Genomic DNA, 25,837 nt, shown 5'->3' with positions numbered 1-25,837 from the left:
TGAATAGGTTAGATGCCGAGGCCGAAGTCTACGTCTTTTTCGTCGCCGGAGTGGGCGTAGAAGTCGTAGGGGGTGCGGCGGTTGAATTTATAGCGCTGGCGGAGTTCGCGGCCTACGAAGAGGCCGAGGGCTACGGCGCCGAGACCGGCGGAGATCCAGCCTACGGTCTTGATGAGAGTTGATTCTGCGTCGTCTTCTTCCAGTTGCGCGAGGCGCGGGAAGGGGAGCTGGGCGGTGACCGGGACGTCCTCGTTTTGGGTGTCTTCAGGCCTCGATTTGGAGCGGAAGATCATGGTTGAATGATAGCGCAGGTTCGTGGGTGGCTGGGAGAGGCGACGGTGGCGAGGTGCTGCTTCGGTGGCATTGACCAGTTGGACGCCGTGCGTCAGATAAGGTTGCCGCGGATAGTGTCGATGGTTGGTTTAGGTGACATCGACCTGGTGGAAGCCCAAGCTGTAGAGCAGGGTGGTGACGGTGGCGCGGGCGTTTTTGCGGGCGGTGTCGAGGATGCCGTCGGCGAGTGCGGACTGCTGGAGCTGCTGCTCGGCTTTGACGCGGGTGTCAGACTCGAGGTTCTGGTCGGCGGGAACGAGGATGCCGGTTGAACGGGCGTAGACGCGAGTGTGCTGGTTGTCAAGCGTGGTGAGGAAGAGTTGCGAGGCGGGGAGGGTGACGTGGATGGACTGGCCGTTGTTGTCGATGCGGACGTCTTCGGGTTTCAGTTGCGAGAGATCGATGCCGGCGATGGACTGGCCGTGGACGACGAGGAGGAGGCGGTCTCCGGCGAGGAGGTCGGGCAGGACGGCGCTGGACTTAGAGCCTTCCACTACAGTGTCGATGGAGTAGACGACGGTTTCGAGGCGGTTGAGGCGTTGAATGCGCTGGACGACGGCGGGGACCGAGGTGTCGAAGGTGGTGGTTCGGCCGGTGATGGCGGTGGCAACGCGGGCGAAGATGCCGGTGGTGGCGTGTCGCAGGAAGACGGCCAGGGCTGCGGCGCCGAGGATCAACGAGAGCAGGACGACGAAGAAGGTGCCGGAGGATCTGCGTTCTGAACCGTATGAGCCGTATTGGGTAGTCATGTTGTTTGGATGCTACTACTTCGCGTGGCGGAGGGGGGTATGGGTGCGGCAACTGCGCTGTGCCCGGGATGACGGCTGTAAAGGCGGAACGCAGATCCCCTTCGGGGATGACAAAAAAAGACAGGTGCAACAGCAAAAGCAAATGCCAAAACAAATGCGGGGATCCTTCGCTGCGCTCAGGATGACGACAAGCTCAGGATGACGACAATTTGAGGCGCATGTAAAGGGAGTCAGGGCTTGAGGTAGGTTTCGAAGTGCCAGAGGATGCGGTTGAAGAGTTCGTCGCGGGCGGTGGGGCCGGCGATGGAGTGGGTCTTGCGCGGGAAGAGCTGGAGGTCGTAGGGGATGCCGGCGTCGATGAGGGGCTGAAGGAACTGGATGGTGTTGGCCATGTGGACGTTGTCGTCGCCGGTGCCCTGGGCGATGAGGAGACGGCCTTTGAGGTTGGCGGCGTTCGTGGTGGGGGAGTCGAGGGTATAGATGTCGGTTGCTACATCGGGCTTCGATGCGGGGATGCCGAGGTAGCGCTCGGTGTAGATGGAGTCGTAGTTGCGCCAGTCGGTGACGGGGGCTACGGCGACGCCTGCGCGGATGCGGTCGGTATGCGTCATAGAGTAGAGGGTGAAGGTTCCTCCCCAGCTCCAGCCCCACCAGCCGATGCGTTTGGGGTCGAGTTGCGGGTATTGCGCGAGGATCTGGTCGAGCGCGGCCATCTGGTCGGATAACTGGATGGGGCCGAAGTTGCGGTAGGCGGCCTGCTGGAAGTCGCGTCCGCGTCCGCCGCTGCCGCGGGTGTCGACGTCGAGGACTGCGAAGCCATGCTGGGCGAGGAGCTCGTTGAAGATCTGGCCGGCGCTCCAGGAGTTGCGGATGCTGCTTTCGGGAGTTGGTCCGTTGTAGGGGTTGAGGATGAGTGGAATGGAGACGGATGTAGGACTTGTTGTTGGGGAAGGAAGTGTAAGGCGACCGTATAGTTTGGTCTTTCCGTCGGCGGCGGTGACGGAGACGATGTCACTGGTGACGGTTGTGGCGGGGGGAAGCGGCTTCGACTTCCAGATGGGAGAGCAGTTTCGGGTGATGTTGCAGAGGCTAATGACGGGCGGGGTGATGGCGTCGCTGTAGTAGTCGGTGAAGTGGGCGCCGTCGGGTGAGGTTTTTGTGCCGTGGGTGCCGCGGCCGGCGGTGAGCTGATCTTTTGCGGAGCCGTCGAGTTTGATGGACCAGAGATTGTCTTCGAGGGGCGAGCCCTCGTTGGAGGTGAAGAAGACTGTGCTGGATTTTTCGTCTGTGCCTGACTTGATGCTGTTGACGTACTCGACTTCGTAGTCGCCCTGGGTGAGTTGGCGGGTGAGGGTGGCGTCGGCGGCGAGGGGATGATGCTCGTCGAAGCTGTAGAGGTAGAGGTGGGTGTGGCCGTCGCGCCAGCTTTCGATGAGGAAGCGGCCGCCGGGGAGGATGCTGAGGTCGGTGCTGAAGTCGAGGTATTTGGCGTCGGTGTTGGTGTAGACGAGGCGGGTCTTGCCTGAGCGGGCGTCGGCGAAGTAGAGGTTGAGGTGCTGCTGGTCGCGGGTGAGGACTTCGAGGTAGATGGTGTTGGCGTCGACCCAGCCGAAGCGGGGGATGTAGTCGTTGTTGGGGCTGAAGGGGACTTCGAGGAACTTGGTCTTGCCGCCTTTCGCGGCGACGATGCCGACGCGGACGGCGGGGTTGGGGTCGCCGGGCTGGGGATAGCGCTGGCTGTCGATGGTGGCGTGGGTGGGGATCCAGTCGGTGATGGGGTACTGCGGGACTTTGGCCTCGTCCATCTGGAGGTAGGCGATGGATTTGGAGTCGGGCGACCAGAAGTAGTTGCTGCGGACGTCTAGCTCTTCGAGGTAGACCCAGTCGACTTCGCCGTTGAGGAGAGTGTCTGTGGTGTCGCGTGTGAGGGCGGTCTCCTTGCCTTGGGCGGCTACGGGGTGGACGTAGAGGTTGTGGTTGTGGAGGTAGGAGACGGACCTAGCGTCGGGGGAGAACTTGGGGTCGTCGCCGGAACCCTCGTGGGTGTCGACGATGAGGGAGCCGGTGCCGGCGGCGATGTCGTAGAGCCAGAGGCGGCCGCCGTTGTCGAGCAGTAGATGTTTGGAGTCGGCGGCCCAGAGGTAGGCGGACATGCCGTAGCGGGCGCGATGATCGGCGTCTTTCTCGTTGACGGCGGCGGCGGTGAGTTTGCTGAGCTGCTCGGCGGTGGCGAGGACGCTGGCGTGGCCGGTGGCGGCTTCGATCTGGACGATGTCGCCGGGCTTGCCGGTGGTGTCGTCGTCGGAGGCGATGTAGGTGAGGAGCTTGCCGTCGGGGCTCCAGTCGATGCCGTGGGGAGGGGTGCCGGTGAGGTTTTTGTTGGCGTCGGCGATGGTGCGGAGGCCGGGGTCGATAGCCGTGGTGGTCTGGGCGATGGCGCAGGTAGTCGAAAGGCTGAGGAGGAGAGCAACGCGCAAAGAGAGAGGCATGATTGCGACCAGTCTACAGAGAAGGCAGGCGCTGTCCAAACCTTAGTCGTGTTCGAGAGATTGTCCCTGGCGTCGGATCGAGCCATATCGCCATAGTGGTTAGAGATATGGCTCCCGGGCAAAGCTTTCGTTACTGGGCTTCGAGGCTGGAGGAGGTCGCGATCTCGTGGCGGATGGCGAGGCGGTTCTGATAGCTGGCGGCGATGAAGTCGCGGAAGAGCGGGTGGGGCTCGAGGGGCTTCGATTTGAACTCGGGGTGGAACTGGCAGCCAAGGAAGAAGGGGTGGGTGGGAATCTCGACGATCTCGACGTAGGTGGAGTCGGGTGTGGTGCCGGTGAGGCGTAGGCCGGCGCCGGTGAGGATGGCCTCGTACTCGCGGTTGAACTCGTAGCGATGGCGGTGGCGCTCGCTGATCTCGGTCTTGCCGTAGGCGTGGGCGGCGAGGGAGTCGGGCTCCATGACGCAGTCCCAGGCTCCGAGGCGCATGGTGCCGCCCATCTCTTCGACGCCGGTGAGTTCGCGGAGCTTGTAGATGATGCGGTAGGGGGTGGCGGGGTCGAACTCGCCGGAGTTGGCGTCCTTGAGGCCGCAGACGTTGCGGGCGTACTCGATGCAGGCGGTCTGCATGCCGAGGCAGATGCCGAAGTAGGGGACGGCCTCTTCGCGGGCGTAGCGGATGGCGTTGAGCATGCCTTCGATGCCGCGCTTGCCGAAGCCGCCGGGGACGAGGATGCCGTCGAAGCCTTGAAGTTGCACGGGGTAGTCGGGGGTTTCGAGGCCCTCGGCTTCGAGCCAGGTGACGCGGAGCTTGAGGTTGTGGGCAAGGGCGCCGTGGACGAGGGCTTCCTTGAGGGACTTGTAGGAGTCTTCGTACTCGACGTACTTGCCGACGATGGCGATGGAGACCTCGTCCTTGGGGTTGTAGGCGCGGCGGACGATGTCCTGCCACTTGGAGAGGTCGGGCGCTTTGGTTTCGATGCGGAGGTATTTGAGGGCTAGAGTGTCTACGCCTTCGGCGGCGAAGGTGAGGGGGACTTCGTAGATGCTGGGGACGTCGCGTGCGGCGATGACGGCGGCCTCTTCGACGTTGCAAAAGAGGGCGATCTTGTTGCGCATCTCGCGGGGGACGGCGCGGTCGGAGCGGCAGAGCAAAATGTCGGGCTGGATGCCGATGGAGAGCATCTCCTTGACGGAGTGTTGGGTGGGCTTGGTTTTGAGTTCCTGCGCGGCGGCGATCCAGGGGATGAGGGTGACGTGGACGAAGCAGGTATTTTCCCGGCCCAAATCTTGCCTCATCTGTCGAATCGCTTCGAGGAATGGTAGGGATTCGATATCTCCTACGGTGCCGCCGATCTCGACGATTGCTACTTCGCAGTCTGCCGCGACCTTGCGCATGGCGTTTTTGATCTCGTTGGTGACGTGCGGGATGACCTGGACGGTCTTGCCGAGATAGTCGCCGCGGCGCTCTTTGGTGATGATCTGCTCGTAGATGCGGCCGGTGGTGAGGTTGTTGTCGCGGGTGAGCTTGGCGTGGGTGAAGCGCTCGTAGTGGCCGAGGTCGAGGTCGGTCTCGGCTCCGTCGTCGGTGACGAAGACCTCGCCGTGCTGGAAGGGCGACATGGTGCCGGGATCGACGTTGAGATAGGGGTCAAACTTCATGAGGTTGACCTTGATCCCGCGGGCTTCCAGGAGGCAGCCGATAGAGGCTGCGGCGAGACCCTTGCCGAGCGAAGACACGACTCCGCCAGTTACGAAGATGTACTTTGCAGACATGTCCGCGACCTCTTTATTTGTATTTGAAATTTGTGCAGGATGGGCACGGTTAAGTATCGCAGGGTCCGCGCTTGGAAGCAATGGGTTGACTTTTTGAGGGGAAGCCAGTTTGAGTCGTGAGATTTTGGCGAGTCAGGCAGAATCGGCTCTATTTTTCAGGGGAGGGGATTCTTTGGGACGCCGCGTGAGATCTTCTTGACGAGGAACTCCTGAATGAGGGAGGAGGCTGCGCCTGAGGCGGTGTCGATGAGTCCATTTCTGATGGTGAGGCCTGCTCCGTTGCGGTCGCTGGCGGGATAATAGAGGTTCGATATGCCGGCGGAGGCGAAGTTACCGAGGATGAAGGAGTAGTTGGGTTGCCAGTGGCCGTTGTCTCCTTTGCAGATGAAGGCGGTGGACATGGCATAGAGGGCGCGGGAGCGAATGGTTCCGGTGCCTTTGTAGAAGTAGCGCGGGTCCTGGTGGAAGACGGAGGGGAGGATGGCGTTGCCGAGGAGGTTGCCGATGAAGCCGTCGCCGTAGGAGGCACCGAAGCGTTTGAAGTAGCCTGCGGTGCCCTGGCCGTAGCCGCTGAAGATGTCCTGAGACTGCTCGGTGCCTGCGATGATTGCGGGGACTGCGAAGGAGACGGGATCGTAGGCGGTTCTGAGGGAGAGGCGGAACTTCTGCCCGGTGCTGAGGGGAACGGCGTCCCAGTTGTAGGAGACGTAGAAGTTTGGGAAGACGCCGAGGACGCGCTGTTTTTCTTCGAGCGAGACCTGCTCTTCGGCGATGTCGTGGCGCGTGAAGTTGACGTCGACGTTGGTGGTGGCGGAGGAGAGTTGGAGGGTGATGGTTGGCAGCTCGTATTGCTGGCCTCTTTGCAGGATGAGGGAGGAGGACGCCCAGCTTGCAAAGCCGGAGGAGATGACTGTGATTTTGAAGGTGCCGGGGTTGACTGCGGTGAATCTGAAGGAGCCGGTGGAGTCTGTGGCGACGGTGCGCTGGGGTCTGGAGTCGAGGAATTGAATTGAGACGAGAGCGCCTTCGACCTGGGCTCCGCTGGGATCTAAGACGGTGCCACTGATGCTGCCAGGGGGTTGCTGATCGGATGAGAGGAGGTTGGCGGATTGCTGTGCGGGCGCTTCTGGGAGTTCGTTGTGGAGGGGATCGAGTGTGGCGATCTGTCGGACTGCGGCTGTCGGCGTTGATGGGATTGGCGAGGGGCGAGAGAGTGTCTGCGCGTGTGCATACGCGCTGAGCATCGTGAACAGCAGAGTGGTCAGCAGAAGAGGGCCCGGATTACGCAAATCATGCATATCAGCGATGTTTCCAATTGTAGATGTCTACGCACCGTGGTTGATAGGACGCAAGCGCGTGGAGCCGATCTTGCTGACGTGATTGATCTTCTTAATCTTTGCTTTTCGAGGATCGATCCTGCAATCACCCATCGGTCCAATCCCTTGGATAGTCCCGGACGGGATCTCTTATTGGATTGGATTCAATATCGCTCTTAGAGTTTGCAAGCACGAGTTTGCAACTGGGGATGGATGCTGCGGTTGATTCTTGTTTCAGGGGATAGCTCAGTGGTTTTTTTACAGGGTGTTAATGTCTCTGGGCTCCAGGATGGGTCGAGGGAAGCCGTGTTTGGCGACCAGCAGCATGGCGCGGCCGACCTGTTCGGTAGTGCCGATCTGCGCGGGGAAGGCGCGTCTCATCAGGGGGAGGATGGGATTCAGGACGGAGTAGAAGATGCGGTACACCTTTGTTTTGGAGACGATGCCGTGGAGCGGCTGGATGAATCCGATGCGGAACATGTAGGCAGCTTTGAAGGGGAGTTTGAGGATGTCGTTTTCGGTTTTGCCTTTGACGCGAGCCCACATGGTGCGGCCGCGCTCGGTGCTGTCGGTCCCGGATCCTGAGACGTAGATGAAGGTCATGGAGGGGTTGAGCTTTGCCAGGGTTGTTGCAGCCGCGAGGGCGAGGTCGTGGGTGACATGGGTGTACTGCGCCTCGGACATGCCGGCAGAGGTGACACCGAGGCAGAAGAAGCAGGCGTGGTAGCCGGTGAGGTCGGCTTCGATGGTGGAGTAGTCGAAGAGGTCCGGGTGGGCCAGTTCGCGCAGCCTGGCGTGATGTTGGCCGGTTGAATTGCGGCCGATGGTGAGGACCTGCGTTACGTCGGGGTCGAGCAGGCACTCGCGCAGTACGCCCTGGCCCACCATGCCGGTTGCGCCGAAGAGGATTACGTTCATCGGTTCATGCTACAGGTTGGTTCGAGGTGGAACGCTGCTAACGGGATTGCAGGACTGGAGAGGGTGGGTTGAGGATGTTCGGTTTGGTTGGGCCGAGTTCTACGATGGATAACTGGCCGTCGGTGAGCAGCTCGTCGCCGGTTGCGTTGGCGGTCTTCTTCGGAGCGTGCGGACGATCGACCAGAGCGTAGGAGGTTGCGGTGCCGGAGTAGAGGAGATCGGTTTCAATCCATTCGCGTTCGCGGTCGACATGGGGATCGATGCGGTGGGACCACTTCGTTTTCGCTTTTGCGGTGGAGATGGCGATGTCGTGAGTGGCGGCTCCGATCCAGACGTCGCGGCCCTGGTAGGTTCCAGGCTCCTTCCAGATACGGATGTGATGCCGTTTGGCAAAGGTGTCGAGGGATTTTTGAAAGACGAGATCGGGTGGTTTGCCGTTGATGGTCAGGAGAGAGACTGGAGCGTTGGTGTAGCCGGCACCGCGAATGGTTGCTTGAACCGACTTTGCGGCAGAGCCCATGCTGAGGGAGTCGGCTTCGAACCAACCTGACTCGCGAAAGGCTGCTTCGAGTTGTTGCTGTGAGCCGAGGAACATGAGATTGGTGACGTCGGAGGGCTTGTTGTCTTTGGTGTAGACGCGTATCGGGGCCGCCGTGACGAGTGCCTTCAGCTGTGTGTCGACCGGCAGTACGGGCCAGCCGGACCAGGTGTCGCGGGTTTTAAGCATGGAGGGCCGTACGACCTGGATCTGGAGGTCTGTTCCTGCGGGGAAGAGGATCTCGCGTCGAATGGAGAGGCCGTAGACCGCGGAAACTCCTCTGATGGTGTATCCGGCGATTGGATTGACCATGCCGAGTCCGGCGAGAGCAACGGATGCCTTGGTGGAGGCGTGAGGCTGGATGATGCCGAGGATCTCGTTGTTGCGGACGGTCTCACGGGCGTTATCGACATCGAGGACGCGGGCGTAGAGTGGCGAGCGGGTGCCGTCGGCGTGAATGATGTTGGAGAAGTCGAGGACGAGACGGGGGCGTGAGTATTTGTCGGGAGCTTTTTGCGCGAAGAGGACAGTCGCCTGAATCTTTGTGCCGGGAGCCATGACTAGTTCTCCGTTGGGGCAAGCAATATTTTCTCCGCTCTTGCAGAGGGGATAGGTGACGGTCCCTTCGACGGGATCGCCGGTGCGGGAGTGTTCACTGTAGACGGGGCCGTTGAGGCGGACGCTCAGGGTTTGGCCGGGTGCGAGATCGGCTTGTCTTGACTTCGCTACGCTGGCGGCGATGGTGTGCGGCATATCACCGTTTTCCTGGTTGAAGAAGTGGAAGAAGGCGGTAAGGAATCCGCTGGTTGCTCCGTTTTCTATTAGCAGGGTCTGGATCTCGAAGTTAGGAGAGTAGAGCAGGTAGTCGAGCGCGGTGTCGTTGTAGATGTCTTCGCGATTGATCTCTACGCCGTGCTGGATGAGCTGGTCTGCGATGCCTTCGTAGGCGACGATGATCTTCGGCTTGGTGTTGTAGCTGGAGCCGAAGATGGTCCAGTGAAGGGCGGTGCGGCCGTACTGGTCGGTTGGCTTGACGTCGGCTCCGTCGGCGATCAGTTTTTTGGCTTCGGCGAGCCGGTCGAGGATGGGCTGCTCCTTGGTTTCGCGGGTGGCCTGGTAGAGCTTTTGAATGAGCGGTGATGTGTGCGAGAGGTCGAGGGTTACGGCGGCAGTGTCCAGCTCGTCGTCGGGCGTCTCCTGTGTGTATGCGGTGGCGTCGGCGGCTTCAGGTGGGGGCGTCTGTTGATCGGCTTGAGCTGACGGTGCGGGCTGGCTTTGAGCGATCGCCTGATCTCCCGACGCAGGTCCGGCGAGAGTCAAGGAGATGGCGAGGAGAAAGAGCGACGCTCTCGATGCGTTTGGCATATGTGACCTCTGAGTTCAGGGGGCCCGAGTATGGAACAGGGAACGCTACGTAAGGACAGCAGTTCGAAAGCCACGTATTCTACTGGGAGATGATGGTTGAAATGATATACGAGAGAACGGATGCCAGCTACGGTGTGGATTGACGTTCAGGCCTGGGCGATGCGGAGGCTGGATTCTCTGAGTGTCCGCCGCGATGGAGGGCCTGCTCATCTCGCGACAGGGGAGCAGGGCGAACGGGAGGCTCTGTTTTATCTTCGGAAGTTGGGATATACGGTTGTCGCGCAGAGGTGGAAGAGCGCGAAGTTGTGGGGGGATATCGACCTGGTGGGGTGGGATGGGCCGACGTTGTGCTTTGTCGAGGTAAAGGCGCGTGGTGCCAGGGATGGAATGACGGCGGAGTCGGCCGTGGACCGGGACAAGCGGGAGATGCTGAGGAGGATGGGGCGGGCGTACCTGAAGGGATTTCCGGAGAAGCTGAGGGGCGATGTGCCGGTGCGATTCGATGTGGTGTCGGTATACTTGCTGCCAACTGGAACTGAGTTTGAAGTGTATCGGGGAGCGTTTGGATGGTGATCTATGCGCAGGAGTCGGATGTTGGGCTGCTGGATTCTGCCGAGTTGAGTGAACGGCTTGCGGCGGTACTCAGAGACTGGATGCCGTGGCTGGTGACACTCTCCGAGGCTGAGGCAAGTGTGCCGGAGCGGCCGGGCAAGTGGAGCGCGAAGCAGGTGATCGGGCATCTTGTCGATTCAGCGGTGAATAACGTAGGAAGGGTTGTTCGATTACAGATTAAGCCGGGTCAGAGTGAGCCAGGCTATGAGCAGGTGGAGTGGGTGAACCTGCAGCATTACGCCGAACGCGAGTGGGCGCAGGTGCTGGCACTATGGTTTGCGCTGAATGAGCATATGGCATGGACAGTTCGGCATATCGAAAAGTCTCGTCTTAAGAGTGTCGGATTGATTGAGGGCGAGTCTGTGACCCTGGGATTTCTGATCGAGGACTACATTGCGCATATGCAGCATCACTTGCGACTGATGCAGGGATGGCTGGGAGTCGGCGGCGATACGGTGGGGTAGTCGTACGAAAGAAGTGGCACCGGTGTCTAATAAAGTTGATTTGTGTTTGATCTACAAGAATGAGGAACTATGACCCTGCTGAATGCACCGGAGTTCGACAACCGCCGCGAGACGCGAAACCGTAATTTGTTGATCGCTTCCGGGGCTCTGATTGTGCTGTTGGTCGTTTTGGGGATGGGCGGATTTCTTTTGGGACATGGGTGGTTCTTCTCCAATCTTCCGGCCGAGCATAAGGTGAGCAACTTCTTTAGCGCCCTCGAGGCGCAGGACTACGGCAAGGCGTTTGCAATTTATACAAACGACCCGGACTGGCAGCAGCATCCCGAACGTCATGTGGACTATCCGCTGAAGAGATTTACCGAAGACTGGACGACTGCAAGTCCGGTGGGCGAACCGATTCGTTCTCATCACGTGGATATTTCGAAGACAGACGGAACGGGGGCGTTTGGAAGTGGGATCATTGTTGCAGTGCGGGTGAATGGGAATCACAAACTGTTCATGTGGTATGAGCGCAAGGACGGAACACTGACTGAGCCGGCGCCACATGAGCTTCAATATGACTGACCCGGCTGTTAAGCAAACACCGCATAACGCAGGCTCGATTTTTGTTCTTCTACACTAGCTCCACAATCGCGTTATTGAACGTATCCCAATACACGCGGGTTGTACCGGCGGCGGTTTCTTGCCATGTGAACCGGGCGGCCTGGAGAAGCGAAGCTTTATGCAATTCTTGCCGTAAAACTGAATCTGAGAGAAGACGATTTAAAGAGAAGGCGATCTGTTCGACATCCGTTGGATCCACCGCCAGTGCGGCGACTCCAGAGACCTCTGGCAAGGAGGATGTGGTGCTGGTGAGAGTAGGAATTCCGCAGGCAAGAGCTTCTAGCACGGGGAGACCAAAGCCCTCGTACAAAGAAATATAAGCAAAGACGTCCGCGGCGCAGATGAGGAATCGCTTATCTGCTTCTGCTACGAATCCCGGGAAAAATATACGTGCTTCCAGCCGCAGGCGGCTTATGCACTCAAACAGTGAGTCATACATCCATCCTTTTGATCCTGCTATTACTAGTGCGGTATCCGGATGAAGGGGGGCTATCTCCGAGAACGCTTCAACCAGCCGCACGAGGTTTTTCCGAGGCTCTATTGTTCCCACATACAAAATGAAACGCGTGGGCAGACCATACTTTTTCCGGACTTGCTGGAGAAGGTCCTGATCCCAACAAGGCGAGAAACTATCGCTTTTACCATGATGTATTACGGCAGAAATACCCTTCGGAGAGCCGAACCTTGCTGTCAGATCGCTTTGAGCGGATTGGGAGACGAAAATAAGAGCGTCCGCCAGCTTGGCTGCAGCTCGAATAAAAGTCCGGTAATAAAGCCTCTTAAAAGTTAGGTGCACTTCGGGCATCGAGAATGATGTCATGTCATGAATTGTGACAACGTTCTTTGCTCGACCGCTGATGAGAGGAAAAGAGTAGTGGAGGGAATGCACAACATCGATATGGTGCTTCCATAGGATAAGAGGCAAAAGCAGCTGCTCGAAGATCAAGCGAATCAGCGGTGTTCGCAGCAGTTTCGAGGGAACCCACAATACCGTGACATTAGGCAAGCCTTGGTAATCGAAGTCGGAGTCATCATCCTGAGCGAGAACAAACAGATGTAATTCGTCATTCGATACCAACGAATCAATTAGATTCTTTGCATATACGCCGACCCCGGCCTTCTTCTTGGTCACACCCATTGCATTGATAAGTATTCTCATGACCATTTAAGCCGGGTCAACGATCCGATAACAGCGCACATTAGTTGCACACTGGCTCTGTCGAGCGGCTTCCAGGACTTAGCTCTTTTCGTAAACGTGCTTGTTATCTACAATACCCTTCTTGAACACCTTCCGAATACCTTGTCGTAGAGCTATGTCCCCCTGTAGCACCAAATCGCGTACTGGCTGCTCAGGCCTACCCCTAAACGAAGTCACATGAAAATACTCATGATCTTCTAAGGGCTTCGGCGAAAAGTAATAGTTGGAGACGCAGCAACGCGAACGGTCTACTTTCACCTCGCTCACTGAATGCCATGAATTCTCGTGAGTGGCCATCAGGGCAAGGCGATTGAAATGACTTGTAATCTCGCGCGGCGCACCCTTAGGGCCGTCATCCCATAACTCCAAGTTTCCACCGTGTTCATGGCCCCAGTTTGGGGTTACGTAGTAAAGCAGATTGAGGACACGGTACATCTCGCGCTTGATGTCATGAGAGTTGTCAAGATGTGGATTTAGGAAGTTTTCTTTCGCCATGAGGCTGATTCCACCGGCATACAGTTTCTCGTCGGGGACCATGCCCTGGATGCCGGTAATTTCCGCTACCGCGTTCAGGACGCCTGGCTCTTGGAACGCATAAACGATCTCTTCAAGTATTGGGGCATATTGATTCATCTGCGCGGCAACATGCTTGTTTTCGCGCAGGCTCTTCTTGAGCATCATCGCGCTCTTGTCAGGAAAGGCGTTGCATATCTCTAACGCGAGTTCTTTCGGTAAAAGGTCATCGACATAGCAGCTTTGCACCACATACTTTGGAAATTCCTGCCGCAGCCGGTCAGATTCGACTTTGAGTCGTCTTTCGATAAGCGCGGCGTACTCTCTGCGATTCATGTGAGCCAACTCCTAAATAAGACGCGTTCTGCGATGTTCAATCGCAGTGGGACAAAAATAGTATAAAGGAATTGATTCGTTGGTAAGTAGAGAGCCCATCCGTTAACGTTACTTTGGCACAAATTCTGGCGGCCCCTCCTCTCGATCGGATCGTCGTGCGAAAAACGAGACCACTCTTATCTATAATGAGATGCGGCGGTCCCGTTCGTGGTGGAGGAGGCAACGGGAAGTGGCCCGGTATGATCTGTAGAGGCGAGTGACCCAGTTGGCGCGTGAGGCTGCTTCTCAAAGGAATATTCCGAAGAAAGCTGGCAGGATGACGCGACGCAAAGCGCACATTGGCGGCACGGAGGTATGCCTAAATCAGCGCACCGCTTGCGGCCGGCTCGCGGCACTCTCGGAGTGCGTCGGAACGTGGATGTCTCAAGGGATTGATTTTCAAAGGAAACCGACGGAGAAATTTGGTGCGTGAAGACGTGCGATTCTCAATCGCAATGTGTACTTACAACGGGGAAAAGTATCTTGGCGAACAGCTGGAGAGCATTGCACGTCAGCAGCAGCTGCCAGCAGAACTTGTTCTTTGCGATGATTGCTCGAGCGATGCCACTGTGAGCATCGCAGAGAGGTTCGCAGTCGAGAGTCCTTTCCCGGTGCGTATTATCCGCAATCCGAAGAATCTAGGCTATCGTGGCAACTTCGCGCAGGCCATCGAGCTTTGCACCGGGGAGCTTATCGCGCTCTGCGATCAGGATGATGTCTGGTATCCGCAGAAATTGAAAAAGCTGAAAGAGTTGTTCCTCAGCAATCCTTCCGCCGCAGGGGTCTTCTCAAACGGCGACTTGATCGACTCGTCCTCGCGGCTTTTGGGAAAAGATCTTTGGGGAAGTTTTCAATTTGATACTTTCGATCAAATGAACTTTCGATCAGGACAGGCTGTGGGGGTTTTGCTGAAGAGGAATGTCGTTACGGGCATGGCCTTTGCTATACGCAGCTCATCAAAGAATGAGCTTCTCGCAATGCCATCGAGTTGGAATCACGATGCCTGGCTTGCACTCATGCTGGCGGCACACGCTAGATTGATAGCCTGTCCCGAGCATTTGGTTGGATATCGCGTGCATGGAAATCAACAGATCGGTGTGCCAATCTCTCTAAAAGAGAAGTGTAGTTACATCTTGTCGCACGGCATCAGTGGCTATATTCAGCTCTCACGCGATCGAAACCAAAAAGAATATCGAGAAAATGCTCTCCAATTCGACGCACTGCAGGTGTGTTTGGAAAAACTGGGTATCTCGAGTGACGATCATCTGTTGATCGAGGCGCATGCCAAGGCAGAACATGCTCATCGTGGTGGTGCACTTTTATCTCTTAGCAGGTTGAGAAGATTGCCCACTGTCCTGGGTCATCTACGGAGTTATAAGAAATACTCACCAACTGGATTAAATGCTGCCTTTCGGGATCTTGTTTTGTGAGCAGATCTGAACAACGAAGCCATGCTGTGTGGAAGCGGATGCCTGACCCAAAGTTATAATGAAGTCGAAAGGTCTATCAATCTACCATCCGTATGGATGCCCCTGCCCAGTTCGAGACGCAACGTAATGGAAGAACAAGCATTTTCGCTATCATTGTTCTTTACAACAAGCTGGCCGCCTCGTCTCCCACCATAAAGACACTGCTCGAGGCAGCCCACGCGGCTTCTAACCGACTGCGGCTTACGGTTTTGATTGTCGATAATACCCCCGGAGGCCAGGACCCAGGCATTCTTCCGGAGGGGGTTCGATATTACGCAGAGCCTGATAATCCAGGGCTGGCTGTGCCCTATAACAAGGCGCTAAAGATGGCCGAAGAAGAGGGCTTTACCTGGTTGCTCACCCTCGATCAGGACACAAACCTCCCAGTGGACTTTCTCAAAAAGATCGAGGTTTATGCAGAGGAGTATGTCTCTGATGCACGAGTCGCAGGCATCGTTCCTCGTATTGCAGATCGTGGAAGACTTATCTCTCCGTTCCGTTTCGTAGGAGGGTTTTTCCCGAAGGTTCTTGCGCCGGGGGTGGAGGGCGTCTCGAAGCGATTCACGTCTGCGCTCAATTCAGCGTCGATGCTCCGTGTTTCTGCCGTCCGGATGCTCGGTGGTTATGATTTGCAATTTCCACTTCATAATAGCGACACAAATCTCTTTCATCGTCTGGATCTAGCGGGAAAACGGCTGATTGTAGCTGGAAATATTCTGGTAAACCACGAGCTCGCGATCATGGATCGTCAGGGTCGCATGACTCCAGAACGGTACAGGCGACTTCTGGCGGATGAGCGCGCGTTCTGGGATTTTCACATGGGAGTTTTGGGCAGGGCCGAGCGGCTGTTGCGGCTAGTTGGACGAATGTGTAAGGACACTCTACGCGACGAGAATCGTGATTTTCGCGCGATAACACTCAATGAGATCAAGCTCCGGTTGCTGACTCGCAGGAGCAATAGGATTAGGCGCTGGACAGAAGCTAGGTGAGGTTAAGTTGGTACTCGGATGATTGCCTGTGGAGGCGCATTCTCTAATCCATGCGGCGCTCCGCACCAAGTTAGTGAGGTATGCGCCAAATCCCTACCTCAGGGTAGACCGTTTCAAGATCAGTGGTAATTTCACGATAGCGAAAGATAAGATTTGCGTCGGAAAGTATGACTGTGCCGGCATCTCGTTTTGTCAATGGTGCCTTTATTTCCATAATCTGTTTAGCCTTTCCACCAGATCCTCGAAGTGCGAGGCGGTCGTATATCTGACCCTGATGCAGGTAAGGAGCTATAAAATAATCGATGTGCTTTCTGGTGGCATAATCACTAAATCCCTCTTTTACTACTTCATCGTTGTACGCATAATTGGCTACAAGACCATCTACGGGAAGAATGCTCATACCGGAGTAGAAAGCAACGCTACCAGGAGCGTCAAACACGAAGATTCGGCTTCCTTTTGGAAGAGTATCTCGCAGTGTTATTGCGAGGCCCAGTTTAGGTTCGAGATAAGATCCGTGAAATGTAACCTGCCTATGCACGAAGTGCGTATAGGTGAAATTTGAAAATATACGTAAAGCAGCCAAGCTCAGAAAAGCAAAAAAGACAAGTGCTGCGAGCGCCGTTTCCATCCACTCCAGAGATGGCGCCACTCGTAAAACGCTGTCGACCATCCATATGACGCAAAAACAAAGAGTAAGATACCCCGTTGTGAGGTACCAAGGGGCTAACTCTCCGAACGTTAGTGTGTATGCCATGTGAAGTGCGGCTGCTATTGCGGTGAGAATGCAAATATTCTCGAAGCTCGTCCTAGTTTTTTTAATAAGCAAAGAGCTATTTAAAAATATAGCCCCAATAACCGGATACATAAAATTGCTAAAACCCCAGCGTTCTGGGTGTGGAAAAGTACTTTTGATAGCACCACTGATGGGAAGCAAGTGACCGAATTGATGTATGTTCCATATGAAATATGGCGCTAAGAGCATTCCTGCCGCAGTCATTTGTATCAGTGATGATCTAGTCCGCGTCTGTAAGCTGAGCGACCAATTGGTATTGACAATTTCGTAGATAAGTATTGTCGCAACAAAAAACATAAGATCTAGTCGTGCGAGCATTGTTAAGCCAAACAGTGTTCCGATGAGAAGGTTACGCCATCTACCTAACTTGTCATAAAAACTTGCCGAGAGGACTGGACACACTATGATCAACACGCTTAACTGAAGTGCAAGTGCCAAGTTCGCCTCGAGCAGGCGCCAAATACCCAATACCATGCCGAAGAATAGGAGCGGCAGGCACCCTAGGACGGAACCACGCATTTTGGCACGGCGTGATACTGAGACGATCGTGTACACGCAGCCCAATATGAGCACGTCCTGTACTGAGGTTAGAAGTTGGACGAGTGGATAAGAGGCTGGCGTGATCCATGCGCCTATTACACAGATCAGCATCCAAAGTGGGTGATAGCCGTTTGTCAGCATTATGCCGTTGAAGGTACTACCTTGACCACGTGCGATGTAGCGCGCAATTTGAGGATAAAAATAGCCATCATCCACAATGAAATTGTCAGGGCGAAGATGGAAGGGGACCGCTAGTAACAGGGTCCCAACCAATATTAGCCACATAGGAATTTGAGGCAACCGTCGATGAAGTGGCATAATGAGATAATCGATTTTACGCGATTTTGATAGCATGGGTGCGGATTATTGAGGTGGCAGAGATCAAGAAGTAAGAATCAAGTCTCAAGTCTCAAAGGATTTGAGCGTGCTCATCAATCCTGACTCAGAGCTTATTTCCGAGAGCGCATTAATGGCGGCATATGACATTGCCGCAGCGGAATTGAATAGCATTGGGTTAAATAGGCCAGCGGCAAGCCAGCCAAATAGAATAATGATCAGGCCGAATCGGTGGCTGGAAAAGAATCTTCCTTTCGACCATAATAATGGGTAATAGTAGAGCAACAATAAAACACCCATCAGCAAAAGCCCAATTATGCCTTCTTGTCCAGCCAATGCGTAGAGCTGAACCTCGTATCCGTATTGAAGGTCGGAGCTTCGGATAACATCTGGGGTATAGCTGCCATATCCATGTCCTAAGAGCGGGGCATCTAAGAAGAACCGCTCAAGCGCTGGAATTTGTTCTGTTCGTACTGAATCCGATCCGCCTGCAATCGCGTCAGAAAAGCGAATTTGATAGAGATCGACAATGACAGGAAGACTCACCAGTAAAACAATGCAAAGCAATGTGATGACCGAAGCGTGAAAATGATCTTTTTTACTAAAGATCATTCCGAGAGAAAAGGCTAGAGCTGCAAACCCCCAAAAATATCTTGAAAAGGTAAAGACAAGGGATACGGCAAGAAGAAAAAACATGACGACTGCACTCACGCTACTAATCTTAAGTTTTGTACGGTAGCGCAGCAGCATATAAATGCATATGGGAATTAGACCATCGGCTACAAATTGAATCCTGCCGAGAGCTGAGTCCAAGTCCATGCTCATTAGCTTCGTCCCAAAAAAGTCACTGATACTATCGATCATGAGCGAAACGGGAATTTCCTTATAAAAGCAGTAACCGAGCAGCGTAATCTTGATCAAACACGCAACGATTTCTGCAATAAGTACCGTTCGTAAGAATCGAATATCTGCGCCTTTTCTGTTTCTGCAGAAAACGGAGACCAGCCAGCAACTCGCAAAGGTTGTGGCAATGTCCTTGAATTGAAAGTAAGACAGAGCTGCGTTGGCTTCATAAACCTGCGCGATCAAAATCCAAACGAGCAGTGCTCCGGGTACAACAAACAGTAATGAAACCTTGGACAAGGTGGTTTTGCTATCTGCTAGATGTTTCGAGAGCGCAATTGGGAAAAGAAGAAAAAAGCAGATGAACTTGATGTTGATTCCGAAGAGGCTACCAGTCGGCAAGAGGACTAGGAGATAGACGTATATATGAAAGAGGGGCTCAAAACCTTTATTTGAGATCCAATTTAAGATCGACGAGTGGCCAAACGGGGGGGTCTTTGAATGCCCAACCTCCACGTACAGTGTGGACTCATTACTCACGGCTCGTTCCTCCATGTCGCCCTAAGAATCCGACGTCGTCAGCGTACAACGCGCTTGATCGTATCGGCCCGCAACAAAACCCAGGCGGAGCTCCCCAGCACGCCAATCACAAGACCGAGGGCCATGATCAGAGAGCGGTGCGGCCCGGACTTCATATCGGGGAGGACCGGCTGGTCGAGAACCTGAAGGGGAGAGTCTTTTGCTTCGTCTAATCGCGCCGCTTCGTATTGTTTGGCGATGATTTCGAAGAGTGCTTGATGATACTTCACCTCACGGGCCTTCCGAATATAGTCGAGCTCCAAGCCAGGCACCAAAGCACTCGAGAGGCTTCCTGTAGGGTTTTTACCGTTTCCCTTTGCCAATTGGGAGGCTTGAGACTGCAAACTTTCGATCTGCGTCCGTAACCGAAGGATATCAGGATTTTGTTCGGTCTCATTCATGAGCAGGGCGGCCAGCCTTGTCTGGAGGTCTGTGATTTGTGCCTGGACCTGTGCCTGCGCTTGAATGTTGGAAGCCATCTGCCCGACCGGCGCCACCAATCCACTCTTTTCCTCTTCCAGCTTCAAGGCGACCTCTGCGTTGGCGAGGTCGTCCTTTTCTTTGGCAAGGCGCTGCTCGTAGAACAGACGCCGCTGTGAACTCTCTGAGAGGGCCAATCCGGCCGAGGTAGCTTGTAACGTCTGAAGATATCCTGCGGCCAAATCCCGGGCGCGCTCGGGGGATTTATCGGTCACCGACACGGTAACGATGGGATCTTTCGTTCCCAGCGTAAACTCGGATTCCGAAAGGAGCTTCTTCTCCGCCAGACTCTCTTTTTTAACTTTGTACACCTGCATAAGATTGAAACGCTGAACAATGTCGCGAGCGACTGTATGACTCTTGAGAATGCCGACGTAGAGATCGCCTTGGCCTTTGCCGCCAAGGAGGCTGCCAGCTCCTATGGCTGAAAGCTGACCCATCAGTGCTGCGGCACTTGAAGTATTGTTCGCTCCCGGAGGGACAAAGGAGCCAGTTGCGGTGTAGTAAGGAGGGAGTATGAACGCCAGGATTGTTGCGAGAATGAACGTTATAGCTGCTGTCTTTAAAATGAAGCGTCGAGAACGCTGCAGAATCTGTAGCACCAGCGTCAAGGAGAGCGGTTCATTCTCGGTAAAGACGAGGCTCGTGGATTCCGAGATGTTGGAGCTCTCACTCTGAGTCGGTGTTTCGATTGGCATTCCGTACCTTTATACTCGCTATTGTCTTTTCAGCACATCCTGCAAAGTGCTGGCGGATAATGCTCGTTAGCCGATGACTAACTTCCAGTGTAATAGATTTTAGAAACCTTCTGAGGACGGCGAACGTGCGGACCTGCAAGCTCAGGTGGACGCCTTACTGATTTGATTCCAGATATCCCCGCTGTTGGTGACTTCGTAGAAGCATGGCGTGTAATTTTCCGGGCTTCAGCGGTCCAGAGAGACGGTCGACCGACGAGGTAAGAATGTCTAAAAGGAGGGGACGAGCTCCTAAAATCGTACAGATTTTCGTCTTTATATCCCTAACCGCTATATCCCGAGCAGAAGGCCAGATTTGATGAAACTGTCGCTGTGAACGGCCAAGGGTGTGCATTCTTCTGACAGCTTGCAGGAAAGTGGTTGGATGGACGTGGGAAGCGATTGCATTAGGAAGAAAGGTGAGGTGCATCTGATCCCGGTCTGCCAGCCGAAACCCGAGTTCTATGTCCTCCCAGGCAGCTGCTTTAAACCTTTCGTCAAAGGGGTTGGCTCGAAATAAACGCGTTTTGAACGACAGATTGCTAGTGTAGAAATGCTGCCAGGTCGGGGTCAGTCCTGCAGTCAGTCGCCCATAGTCAAACTGAACCTCTTCGTACCATTCCATAAAGGGTGTGATCTTCTGGTGAACTGTGTCCCATTGCGTCCGACCAAGACCGACCGCCTTGTTGTCCGGGTTAGCTCGGTGAAACTGGAGATGAGCGTCGAGGAGATTCGGAGTCGCAAGGATATCGTCGCCAATCAGAAGACAGATCTCAGTTGTGACATGTGCAATCGCCCAATTTCGCGCTCGTGCGGGTCCGGAGTTTTGCTGATGCAGAACCTGTAGATGGAGAGAGCTATTCTCTCGAATGTCAGCTAGCGCTGCCTCGGTGCCGTCGGTCGATCCGTCGTTGACGATGAGTACATCGAAGTCGGTCATCGTCTGCGCCTCTAAACAGTCCAAGCAAAGTCGCAGAGTGGACAAGCGATTGAAGGTAGGGATGATGACCGTCATCGCACTTCTAGTAATCATAGGATCTTCGGGATCTTGAGGGTTGTTGATAGAGAACCCTGGCACAGCCACAGGAAATTTCGAGCAGGTAGATATGGCTAATGGAGATCGCCGACCTCATTGCATCTGGTTCAAAACTGCTTATTGATAAGTTTATCGCACCAGTCACCATTTTTCTCGATCTGGTGCTCACGTACTCTCGCGCGAGAGTATGTCTTTCATTTTTGCGTCGGAATGTATCAGTTATCTTTGCTTTGGATTCTGCGCAAGCGCGCATTTTGATGGACGAAGAGATTGTATAATTTCGCTGTGCTATCTTCCGATTCTCTAACAGTTTAAATCGACCAGGGATAGCGACTATCGCGTTTCTTACTTTGTGCGGACGACCGTCGGTTGCCGCCTCTACCATGTAAAGGATCCAATGCTTAACTGGGCGGCCAGGTATTATCCAATTACACGAATATTGAAATCCCACGACATGTTCGAGCAGGGATCTGTACTTGAAATTGGTTCTGGCCCTGTCGGTCTGGGGCGATTCCGTAAAGTTCCTTTTGTCGGTTGTGATGTTTCCTTCCCCTTTGAGCCATCATGGCCTATGACCCCCATGGTCGCTTCTGCGACGGAGTTGCCCCTGAAGGACAACGAATTTGATGTCGTCGTCGCATCGGATGTACTTGAGCATGTTCCACCTCATCTACGAAAAATGGTGATTAGCGAGGCTCTTCGTGTTGCACGTAAGCTTGTTATCTTCGGATTTCCGTCTGGCAGGCCAGCCTGGGAGTCGGATCGAGAGTTGCTGAATGTTTACGTGAAATCTAAACGGACACCACCAGGTTGGCTCAGCGAGCACATGGATGCACCCTTCCCTGAATCAGAGATATTTGAAGGATTGGAAGGGTGGGAGATGCGGCAACAAGGCAATGAAAGCATATCCTTCCATTCATGGCTGATGCAGAAAGAGATGTCAGGAATCTTTAATAGGGCGTCTTCGCTAGGAATGCAAATTGCGCCGTCTCTTGTTGAGATGTTGCTACGCAGAGCGGATCGAGGGCCATTTTATCGGCAGATTTTTACCTTACGAAGCACCAAGAATGATTGAAGACTACTTGGTTAGAGTCATCTCTCTCTCCACAAGCGTTCCTGACCGTTCACGATGCTCCGGGCCGAGGCTGCACAACAATGTTCCTTGGGAGCAGGCTTGCCATGACAACCGTAAGATCTGACGATTCTCGTGGCGATCCTTCACTGGAGACAGTTGATGAAGCGACGCGTAGCCCATTGAACGCGAAGGTTCGCCGAATGCTCCGGATCGTGTTCCACTTTTTTCTTGGCCAGGGAGCACTTCAGGGAATCAACGTAATCATTGGAATTTTTCTTATACGCGTCTTGAGCGTCAGTGATTATGCAAAGTTCGGGTTGGCTTCAGGATTTCAGGCTACGACCTCGATCTTAATGGATCTAGGTTGTGCCAGTACGATCATACCTTTGATTGGCGATCGGGCTCTGGATCCATTAGTTGTAGGTAGATATGTGCGGGGCGCAAAGTCTCTCCGGGACACTGCATTTTGGATGTTGTCACCTTTTGCAGCTGTTGTCTTCTTGATCATTACTCATAAACAGAAGTGGCCATGGCCCATTCAGATCACGCTGTTGATGACGGTTCTTCTCGCGCTTTATTCGAGCGGCCCCGTCTCTTACTATTCAGCCCCGTTGTTTCTTCACAGGCGGTTGCGCGATTATTATGTCCCGCAAACGATTTCGAACATCTATAGGTTGGGTGCTTATGTTGTTCTGAGTGTTTTAGGTGCGCTCAATTCATGGACGGCTGCTGGATTGAGTGCATTGAATATCACCTTTAATGGCCAACTTCTCGGGAGAAAGAGCCGACAGTTCTTCACTTGGCCACAGACCAACGACCTGTCGATCCGGAAAGAGATTGGTCGTTATATCCTGCCAGCTTCTCCGGCTATCATTTTGGGTGCTTTTCATGGACAGGTGGCGTTATTTCTAATCAGTATCTTTGGCAATACGGTGAGCATCGCTGAGGTCGCGGCGTTAGGACGTCTCGGTCTCATCTTCAACTTTCTGATGACGTTTAATATAGTGATCGTCGAACCGTATATAGCTCGCTTGCAACGGGGACGATTACTTCTCACTTATTTTCGTCTGATTTTCTTCGCTGCACTCTGCTGTGCCGGACTAGTTCTGTTTTCTTTTGCTGTTCCCACTGTCTTCCTATGGCTTTTAGGGCCGAAATATGGCGATCTACGCGGTTTGATCGGATGGGTCGTTCTGACGGCATGCATCAACTACGTTGCTGGGTTGATTTGGATCATGAACCGCTCCCGCAAATGGGTGTTCTGGCGAGGGACGATTGCGGAGATCGGACTGCTGCTGCTTGTTCAAGTCGGATATGTAATCGTCTTTGGAGTACGAAGCACTCGAGACGCGGTTATGTTTAATCTTGCTTCCAGTTTCTGTTATGTTTTCGCCCATTCGTACGTAGCGGTCTACGGCTTTCTAAAGAAGGAAGAGAACCCCGTGGCGGAACTGGCACCGGATCCACCTATGATGGATTGATCAATGCACGTGTTGGGTGGAACGCAGAGACTCGGTCAGTTGAAGGCGGAGTTTAGTCAGTCTTTATTGGAAATCGAAAAGAACAAACGGTGAGTACAACGTAGTCGGGTCCGAATACGTTCTCTACACTCAGAATATTGATCGTATTTCCGCGCACTCACATCCGAGCCTAGAATCAATCCCTTACGCGAATGGTGGGCCCGGAGGGATTTGAACCCCCAACCAAGGGATTATGAGTCCCCTGCTCTAACCGTTGAGCTACAGGCCCTTCCATGACTTACGGACAACGACTGCGACAGGGTAGCGGATACTGCCACGCCGCGTAGCTGTCTTTTCGGCTCAACTTCGGGTCCCGTTGCCAGACAATTACAACCGCTCGAAAGCGCGCTCCACTGCCTGGCGTCGGATGGATATACCGTTGCGATACGAGGGTAGTGCTGTGTTCGGCAATCCGCATGGTGATGAAAGCGTCACTCCCGATTCCCCAAGCCTAATCAGCATTGTATGGCGTAGAGAGTGCAGCTCAAAATCAGCCGATAAGTAATTGGGGATTTTGCGTAGATCAGGAAAAGGTCTGTGCCTGTCGAGATATTTACAATGGCCCCGTTACCGTCAAGTGTCTGGCAGGGCAGCATAGTGAAGCGGGTAAGCAACCCGTCACATTCCGGATGTATTGCGTCGTTTTGTTTTGCTGCGATCTAGCCAATTGTGTCTGGCCTAGGATCGACTGACAAAGAGCAGAACGCTAAGAATGCCTGCAAAACGGTAGAAAGCTCTGTGCACGAAAAAGTTCCCCAACAGATTCGGCTCATAGCCTTCTCACCTGACCAACTGGATTCGAATGTCAGACGCATCAACTATTTGAAAGTAACGGTTGGTTAGCCAAAAGGACAGGAGTAGGGCCGGGGAATCGAAGTTTGGAACAGGATTGTGTTAAATCCGGTTAAGGATTATTGGCATTCTTCGCGGAGTTCAGCCATCTCCTGACACTTCATTTTGAACGTGTTATCCATTGCCCCAAACGGCGCCCGTTCTGGAGGAAGTCAGATGAAGTCGCCGCGGGTTTCCCGTGCCCTGAAAGGTACTAATACTTCCGTTTGCCCTGCAATGTTCTGCGTATTGAGAAAGATGGAGTTGATGATTTTGCTGGATTTTTTGGGTTTTTCTTTGGCATGTCACGTGCTTCATGAGATCGCAATCAAGGGTCATAAACGATAAGGTCCAACGGTGTACCGGCACGATTTCCTGATCCAAGCTGTGGTTGCAGATAGACACATGAGTTTTCTGGAGGAATACAGATAATGAAACATCTTCTTCGCATCCTTTTCGTTCTGGCTCTGCTTTGCGGCGGTTCCAGCCTCGCCCACGCGAGCGGCATCGACTTCCGAATGACCGTTCTTGACCCTCCAGCAGTGGATGTTTGCAATCCGCCGGGCGTTCCCCAAGGATCTCCGGGCAACACGAATTGCACGATCTTTACTGGTGGTGACATCTCCCCTGTTAACCTCTCGCAAGCTGCTTGCAACGGGGCTGGAATTGGAAACGGCCTCACTTCAGGCACCTACGGATGCTTTGTCGTAGACAATGAATCGGGCCAAACTATTACCTCGCTCGACCTTGGTTTTCTTATTGCACCTCTTAGTACCACTCCCCAGTGCGACTCGGGTGGTCAGGTTGGGAATGGGGGCACCGTTATTCCGAGCGCTCTAAACGTTGTGAGTTGTGGACCTGATCCCAGCAATCCTCTTGAGTACGCTCTGGATTTTGCGGGTGGCGCGGGTGTTGCTCCTGGGGGCGCACTTATAGTCTTCGAGCAGGGAGAAAATCCCGGCGACTTCCAGGGAGGGTCCGGAACGATCGGTGTCGCCCCTGAGCCGGATTCGCTGTTGCTGTTCTCGACGGGCGTCATGATGGCTGGCATGTATATGTCGCGCCGGCTTTGGACGACTGTCAGAAAATCAAACTGATTGTAACCGCTGAGTCAGATGGAGTTGAAATCAGGGGGGCGGGCACGAGCCAAACAGCTCGCCTCCCTGAACGTCAATAGAGTTAGAAAGAAGCCCGGGCTCAAGCCTGGGTTTCCTTGTTATGAACGTCGGGTCTTGTGGTGGGTCGAGGAATGACAAAGTGAGAGTCACTGACCCGTTTCCAAATAGCAAGGCAGACGTGACTGAAACGGGGTGGTTCGCAACGGTGTTATCGTGGCTGAGTTGCAGGACGCGAGCCCATGATATT

22 protein-coding genes and 1 tRNA gene are annotated in these 25,837 nt (G+C 54.3%); 9 read left to right on the top strand and 14 right to left on the bottom strand.

The window, feature by feature from the left end:
* Positions 1 to 8 precede the first annotated feature (8 nt).
* The 7 genes from RBB75_RS05295 to RBB75_RS05265 form a co-directional block, all read right to left on the bottom strand.
* A complete protein-coding gene (locus tag RBB75_RS05295; RefSeq protein ID WP_179639650.1) occupies positions 9 to 293 on the bottom strand; it encodes a hypothetical protein in 285 nt (94 codons plus the stop codon).
* 129 nt (positions 294 to 422) lie between these two features.
* The gene (locus RBB75_RS05290) at positions 423 to 1,082 is read right to left on the bottom strand and encodes a DUF4230 domain-containing protein (RefSeq protein ID WP_179639649.1); all 660 of its coding nucleotides are present in this window, start codon (positions 1,080 to 1,082) and stop codon (positions 423 to 425) included.
* A 230-nt stretch (positions 1,083 to 1,312) separates the two neighbouring features.
* Positions 1,313 to 3,571 carry a S9 family peptidase gene (locus RBB75_RS05285; RefSeq protein ID WP_353069785.1) on the bottom strand — a complete coding sequence of 753 codons (2,259 nt, stop codon included), beginning with the start codon at positions 3,569 to 3,571 and terminating at the stop codon, positions 1,313 to 1,315.
* A gap of 130 nt (positions 3,572 to 3,701) precedes the next feature.
* Complete coding sequence (locus RBB75_RS05280) at positions 3,702 to 5,345, bottom strand: CTP synthase (RefSeq protein ID WP_179639647.1); 1,644 nt, start codon at positions 5,343 to 5,345, stop codon at positions 3,702 to 3,704.
* A 155-nt stretch (positions 5,346 to 5,500) separates the two neighbouring features.
* Positions 5,501 to 6,643: a carboxypeptidase-like regulatory domain-containing protein gene (locus tag RBB75_RS05275; RefSeq protein ID WP_179639646.1), complete on the bottom strand. Its 1,143-nt coding sequence runs from the start codon at positions 6,641 to 6,643 to the stop codon at positions 5,501 to 5,503.
* Between the two features lie 276 nt (positions 6,644 to 6,919).
* Positions 6,920 to 7,579 (bottom strand): epimerase, encoded by a 660-nt coding sequence (locus RBB75_RS05270; protein WP_353069784.1) that lies wholly within the window; start codon positions 7,577 to 7,579, stop codon positions 6,920 to 6,922.
* Between the two features lie 37 nt (positions 7,580 to 7,616).
* Positions 7,617 to 9,482 carry an LssY C-terminal domain-containing protein gene (locus tag RBB75_RS05265; protein ID WP_353069783.1) on the bottom strand — a complete coding sequence of 622 codons (1,866 nt, stop codon included), beginning with the start codon at positions 9,480 to 9,482 and terminating at the stop codon, positions 7,617 to 7,619.
* A 120-nt stretch (positions 9,483 to 9,602) separates the two neighbouring features.
* On the opposite strand from RBB75_RS05265, the gene RBB75_RS05260 reads away from it, so the two are divergent.
* The 3 genes from RBB75_RS05260 (at position 9,603) to RBB75_RS05250 (ending at position 11,122) form a co-directional block, all read left to right on the top strand.
* On the top strand, positions 9,603 to 10,055 hold the full coding sequence (locus RBB75_RS05260) for a YraN family protein (protein ID WP_353069782.1): 453 nt from the start codon (positions 9,603 to 9,605) through the stop codon (positions 10,053 to 10,055).
* Positions 10,049 to 10,558 carry a DinB family protein gene (locus tag RBB75_RS05255; protein ID WP_353069781.1) on the top strand — a complete coding sequence of 170 codons (510 nt, stop codon included), beginning with the start codon at positions 10,049 to 10,051 and terminating at the stop codon, positions 10,556 to 10,558. Before RBB75_RS05260 ends, RBB75_RS05255 begins: the two co-directional genes overlap by 7 nt.
* A 69-nt stretch (positions 10,559 to 10,627) precedes the next feature.
* Positions 10,628 to 11,122 carry a hypothetical protein gene (locus RBB75_RS05250; protein WP_353069780.1) on the top strand — a complete coding sequence of 165 codons (495 nt, stop codon included), beginning with the start codon at positions 10,628 to 10,630 and terminating at the stop codon, positions 11,120 to 11,122.
* Positions 11,123 to 11,171: 49 nt separating this feature from the next.
* Here the strand turns inward: RBB75_RS05250 and RBB75_RS05245 are convergent, their stop codons facing one another.
* Both RBB75_RS05245 and RBB75_RS05240 read right to left on the bottom strand, forming a co-directional pair.
* Positions 11,172 to 12,299 carry a glycosyltransferase family 4 protein gene (locus RBB75_RS05245; RefSeq protein ID WP_353069779.1) on the bottom strand — a complete coding sequence of 376 codons (1,128 nt, stop codon included), beginning with the start codon at positions 12,297 to 12,299 and terminating at the stop codon, positions 11,172 to 11,174.
* A 99-nt stretch (positions 12,300 to 12,398) separates the two neighbouring features.
* The gene (locus RBB75_RS05240) at positions 12,399 to 13,208 is read right to left on the bottom strand and encodes a 2OG-Fe(II) oxygenase (protein ID WP_179639640.1); all 810 of its coding nucleotides are present in this window, start codon (positions 13,206 to 13,208) and stop codon (positions 12,399 to 12,401) included.
* Between the two features lie 464 nt (positions 13,209 to 13,672).
* Between RBB75_RS05240 and RBB75_RS05235 the strand changes: the two genes are divergently transcribed.
* Both RBB75_RS05235 and RBB75_RS05230 read left to right on the top strand, forming a co-directional pair.
* Positions 13,673 to 14,677: a glycosyltransferase gene (locus tag RBB75_RS05235; protein WP_353069778.1), complete on the top strand. Its 1,005-nt coding sequence runs from the start codon at positions 13,673 to 13,675 to the stop codon at positions 14,675 to 14,677.
* A 92-nt stretch (positions 14,678 to 14,769) separates the two neighbouring features.
* Positions 14,770 to 15,705 carry a glycosyltransferase gene (locus RBB75_RS05230; RefSeq protein ID WP_179639639.1) on the top strand — a complete coding sequence of 312 codons (936 nt, stop codon included), beginning with the start codon at positions 14,770 to 14,772 and terminating at the stop codon, positions 15,703 to 15,705.
* Positions 15,706 to 15,775: 70 nt separating this feature from the next.
* On the opposite strand, the gene RBB75_RS05225 is transcribed toward RBB75_RS05230, so the two are convergent.
* The 4 genes from RBB75_RS05225 to RBB75_RS05210 form a co-directional block, all read right to left on the bottom strand.
* Positions 15,776 to 17,254: a hypothetical protein gene (locus RBB75_RS05225; RefSeq protein ID WP_179639638.1), complete on the bottom strand. Its 1,479-nt coding sequence runs from the start codon at positions 17,252 to 17,254 to the stop codon at positions 15,776 to 15,778.
* A 186-nt stretch (positions 17,255 to 17,440) separates the two neighbouring features.
* Positions 17,441 to 18,757: an O-antigen ligase family protein gene (locus tag RBB75_RS05220; protein WP_179639637.1), complete on the bottom strand. Its 1,317-nt coding sequence runs from the start codon at positions 18,755 to 18,757 to the stop codon at positions 17,441 to 17,443.
* Between the two features lie 38 nt (positions 18,758 to 18,795).
* Entirely contained in the window at positions 18,796 to 19,974 is a 1,179-nt protein-coding gene (locus tag RBB75_RS05215) for a GumC family protein (RefSeq protein WP_179639636.1), read from the bottom strand.
* A 154-nt stretch (positions 19,975 to 20,128) separates the two neighbouring features.
* Positions 20,129 to 21,025, bottom strand: coding sequence for a glycosyltransferase family 2 protein (locus RBB75_RS05210; protein WP_218884733.1), 897 nt, complete (start codon positions 21,023 to 21,025; stop codon positions 20,129 to 20,131).
* 98 nt (positions 21,026 to 21,123) lie between these two features.
* Between RBB75_RS05210 and RBB75_RS05205 the strand changes: the two genes are divergently transcribed.
* The 3 genes from RBB75_RS05205 (at position 21,124) to RBB75_RS05195 (ending at position 23,602) form a co-directional block, all read left to right on the top strand.
* Positions 21,124 to 21,324: a hypothetical protein gene (locus RBB75_RS05205; protein WP_179639634.1), complete on the top strand. Its 201-nt coding sequence runs from the start codon at positions 21,124 to 21,126 to the stop codon at positions 21,322 to 21,324.
* A 176-nt stretch (positions 21,325 to 21,500) separates the two neighbouring features.
* Entirely contained in the window at positions 21,501 to 22,121 is a 621-nt protein-coding gene (locus RBB75_RS05200; protein ID WP_179639633.1) for a class I SAM-dependent methyltransferase, read from the top strand.
* Between the two features lie 104 nt (positions 22,122 to 22,225).
* Positions 22,226 to 23,602 carry a lipopolysaccharide biosynthesis protein gene (locus tag RBB75_RS05195; protein WP_179639632.1) on the top strand — a complete coding sequence of 459 codons (1,377 nt, stop codon included), beginning with the start codon at positions 22,226 to 22,228 and terminating at the stop codon, positions 23,600 to 23,602.
* Between the two features lie 192 nt (positions 23,603 to 23,794).
* Here RBB75_RS05195 and RBB75_RS05190 read toward each other — a convergent pair.
* Positions 23,795 to 23,870 (bottom strand) — tRNA-Ile (locus tag RBB75_RS05190).
* A gap of 1,033 nt (positions 23,871 to 24,903) precedes the next feature.
* Here RBB75_RS05190 and RBB75_RS05185 point away from each other — a divergent pair.
* Positions 24,904 to 25,569 carry a hypothetical protein gene (locus tag RBB75_RS05185; protein WP_353069777.1) on the top strand — a complete coding sequence of 222 codons (666 nt, stop codon included), beginning with the start codon at positions 24,904 to 24,906 and terminating at the stop codon, positions 25,567 to 25,569.
* Positions 25,570 to 25,837 lie beyond the last annotated feature (268 nt).

Origin of the sequence: Tunturibacter empetritectus (assembly GCF_040358985.1) — a bacterium.
Lineage (GTDB): Bacteria > Acidobacteriota > Terriglobia > Terriglobales > Acidobacteriaceae > Edaphobacter > Edaphobacter empetritectus.
Note: the sequence above shows the minus strand (reverse complement) of the source record. Positions and strands in the feature narration are given on the sequence as shown.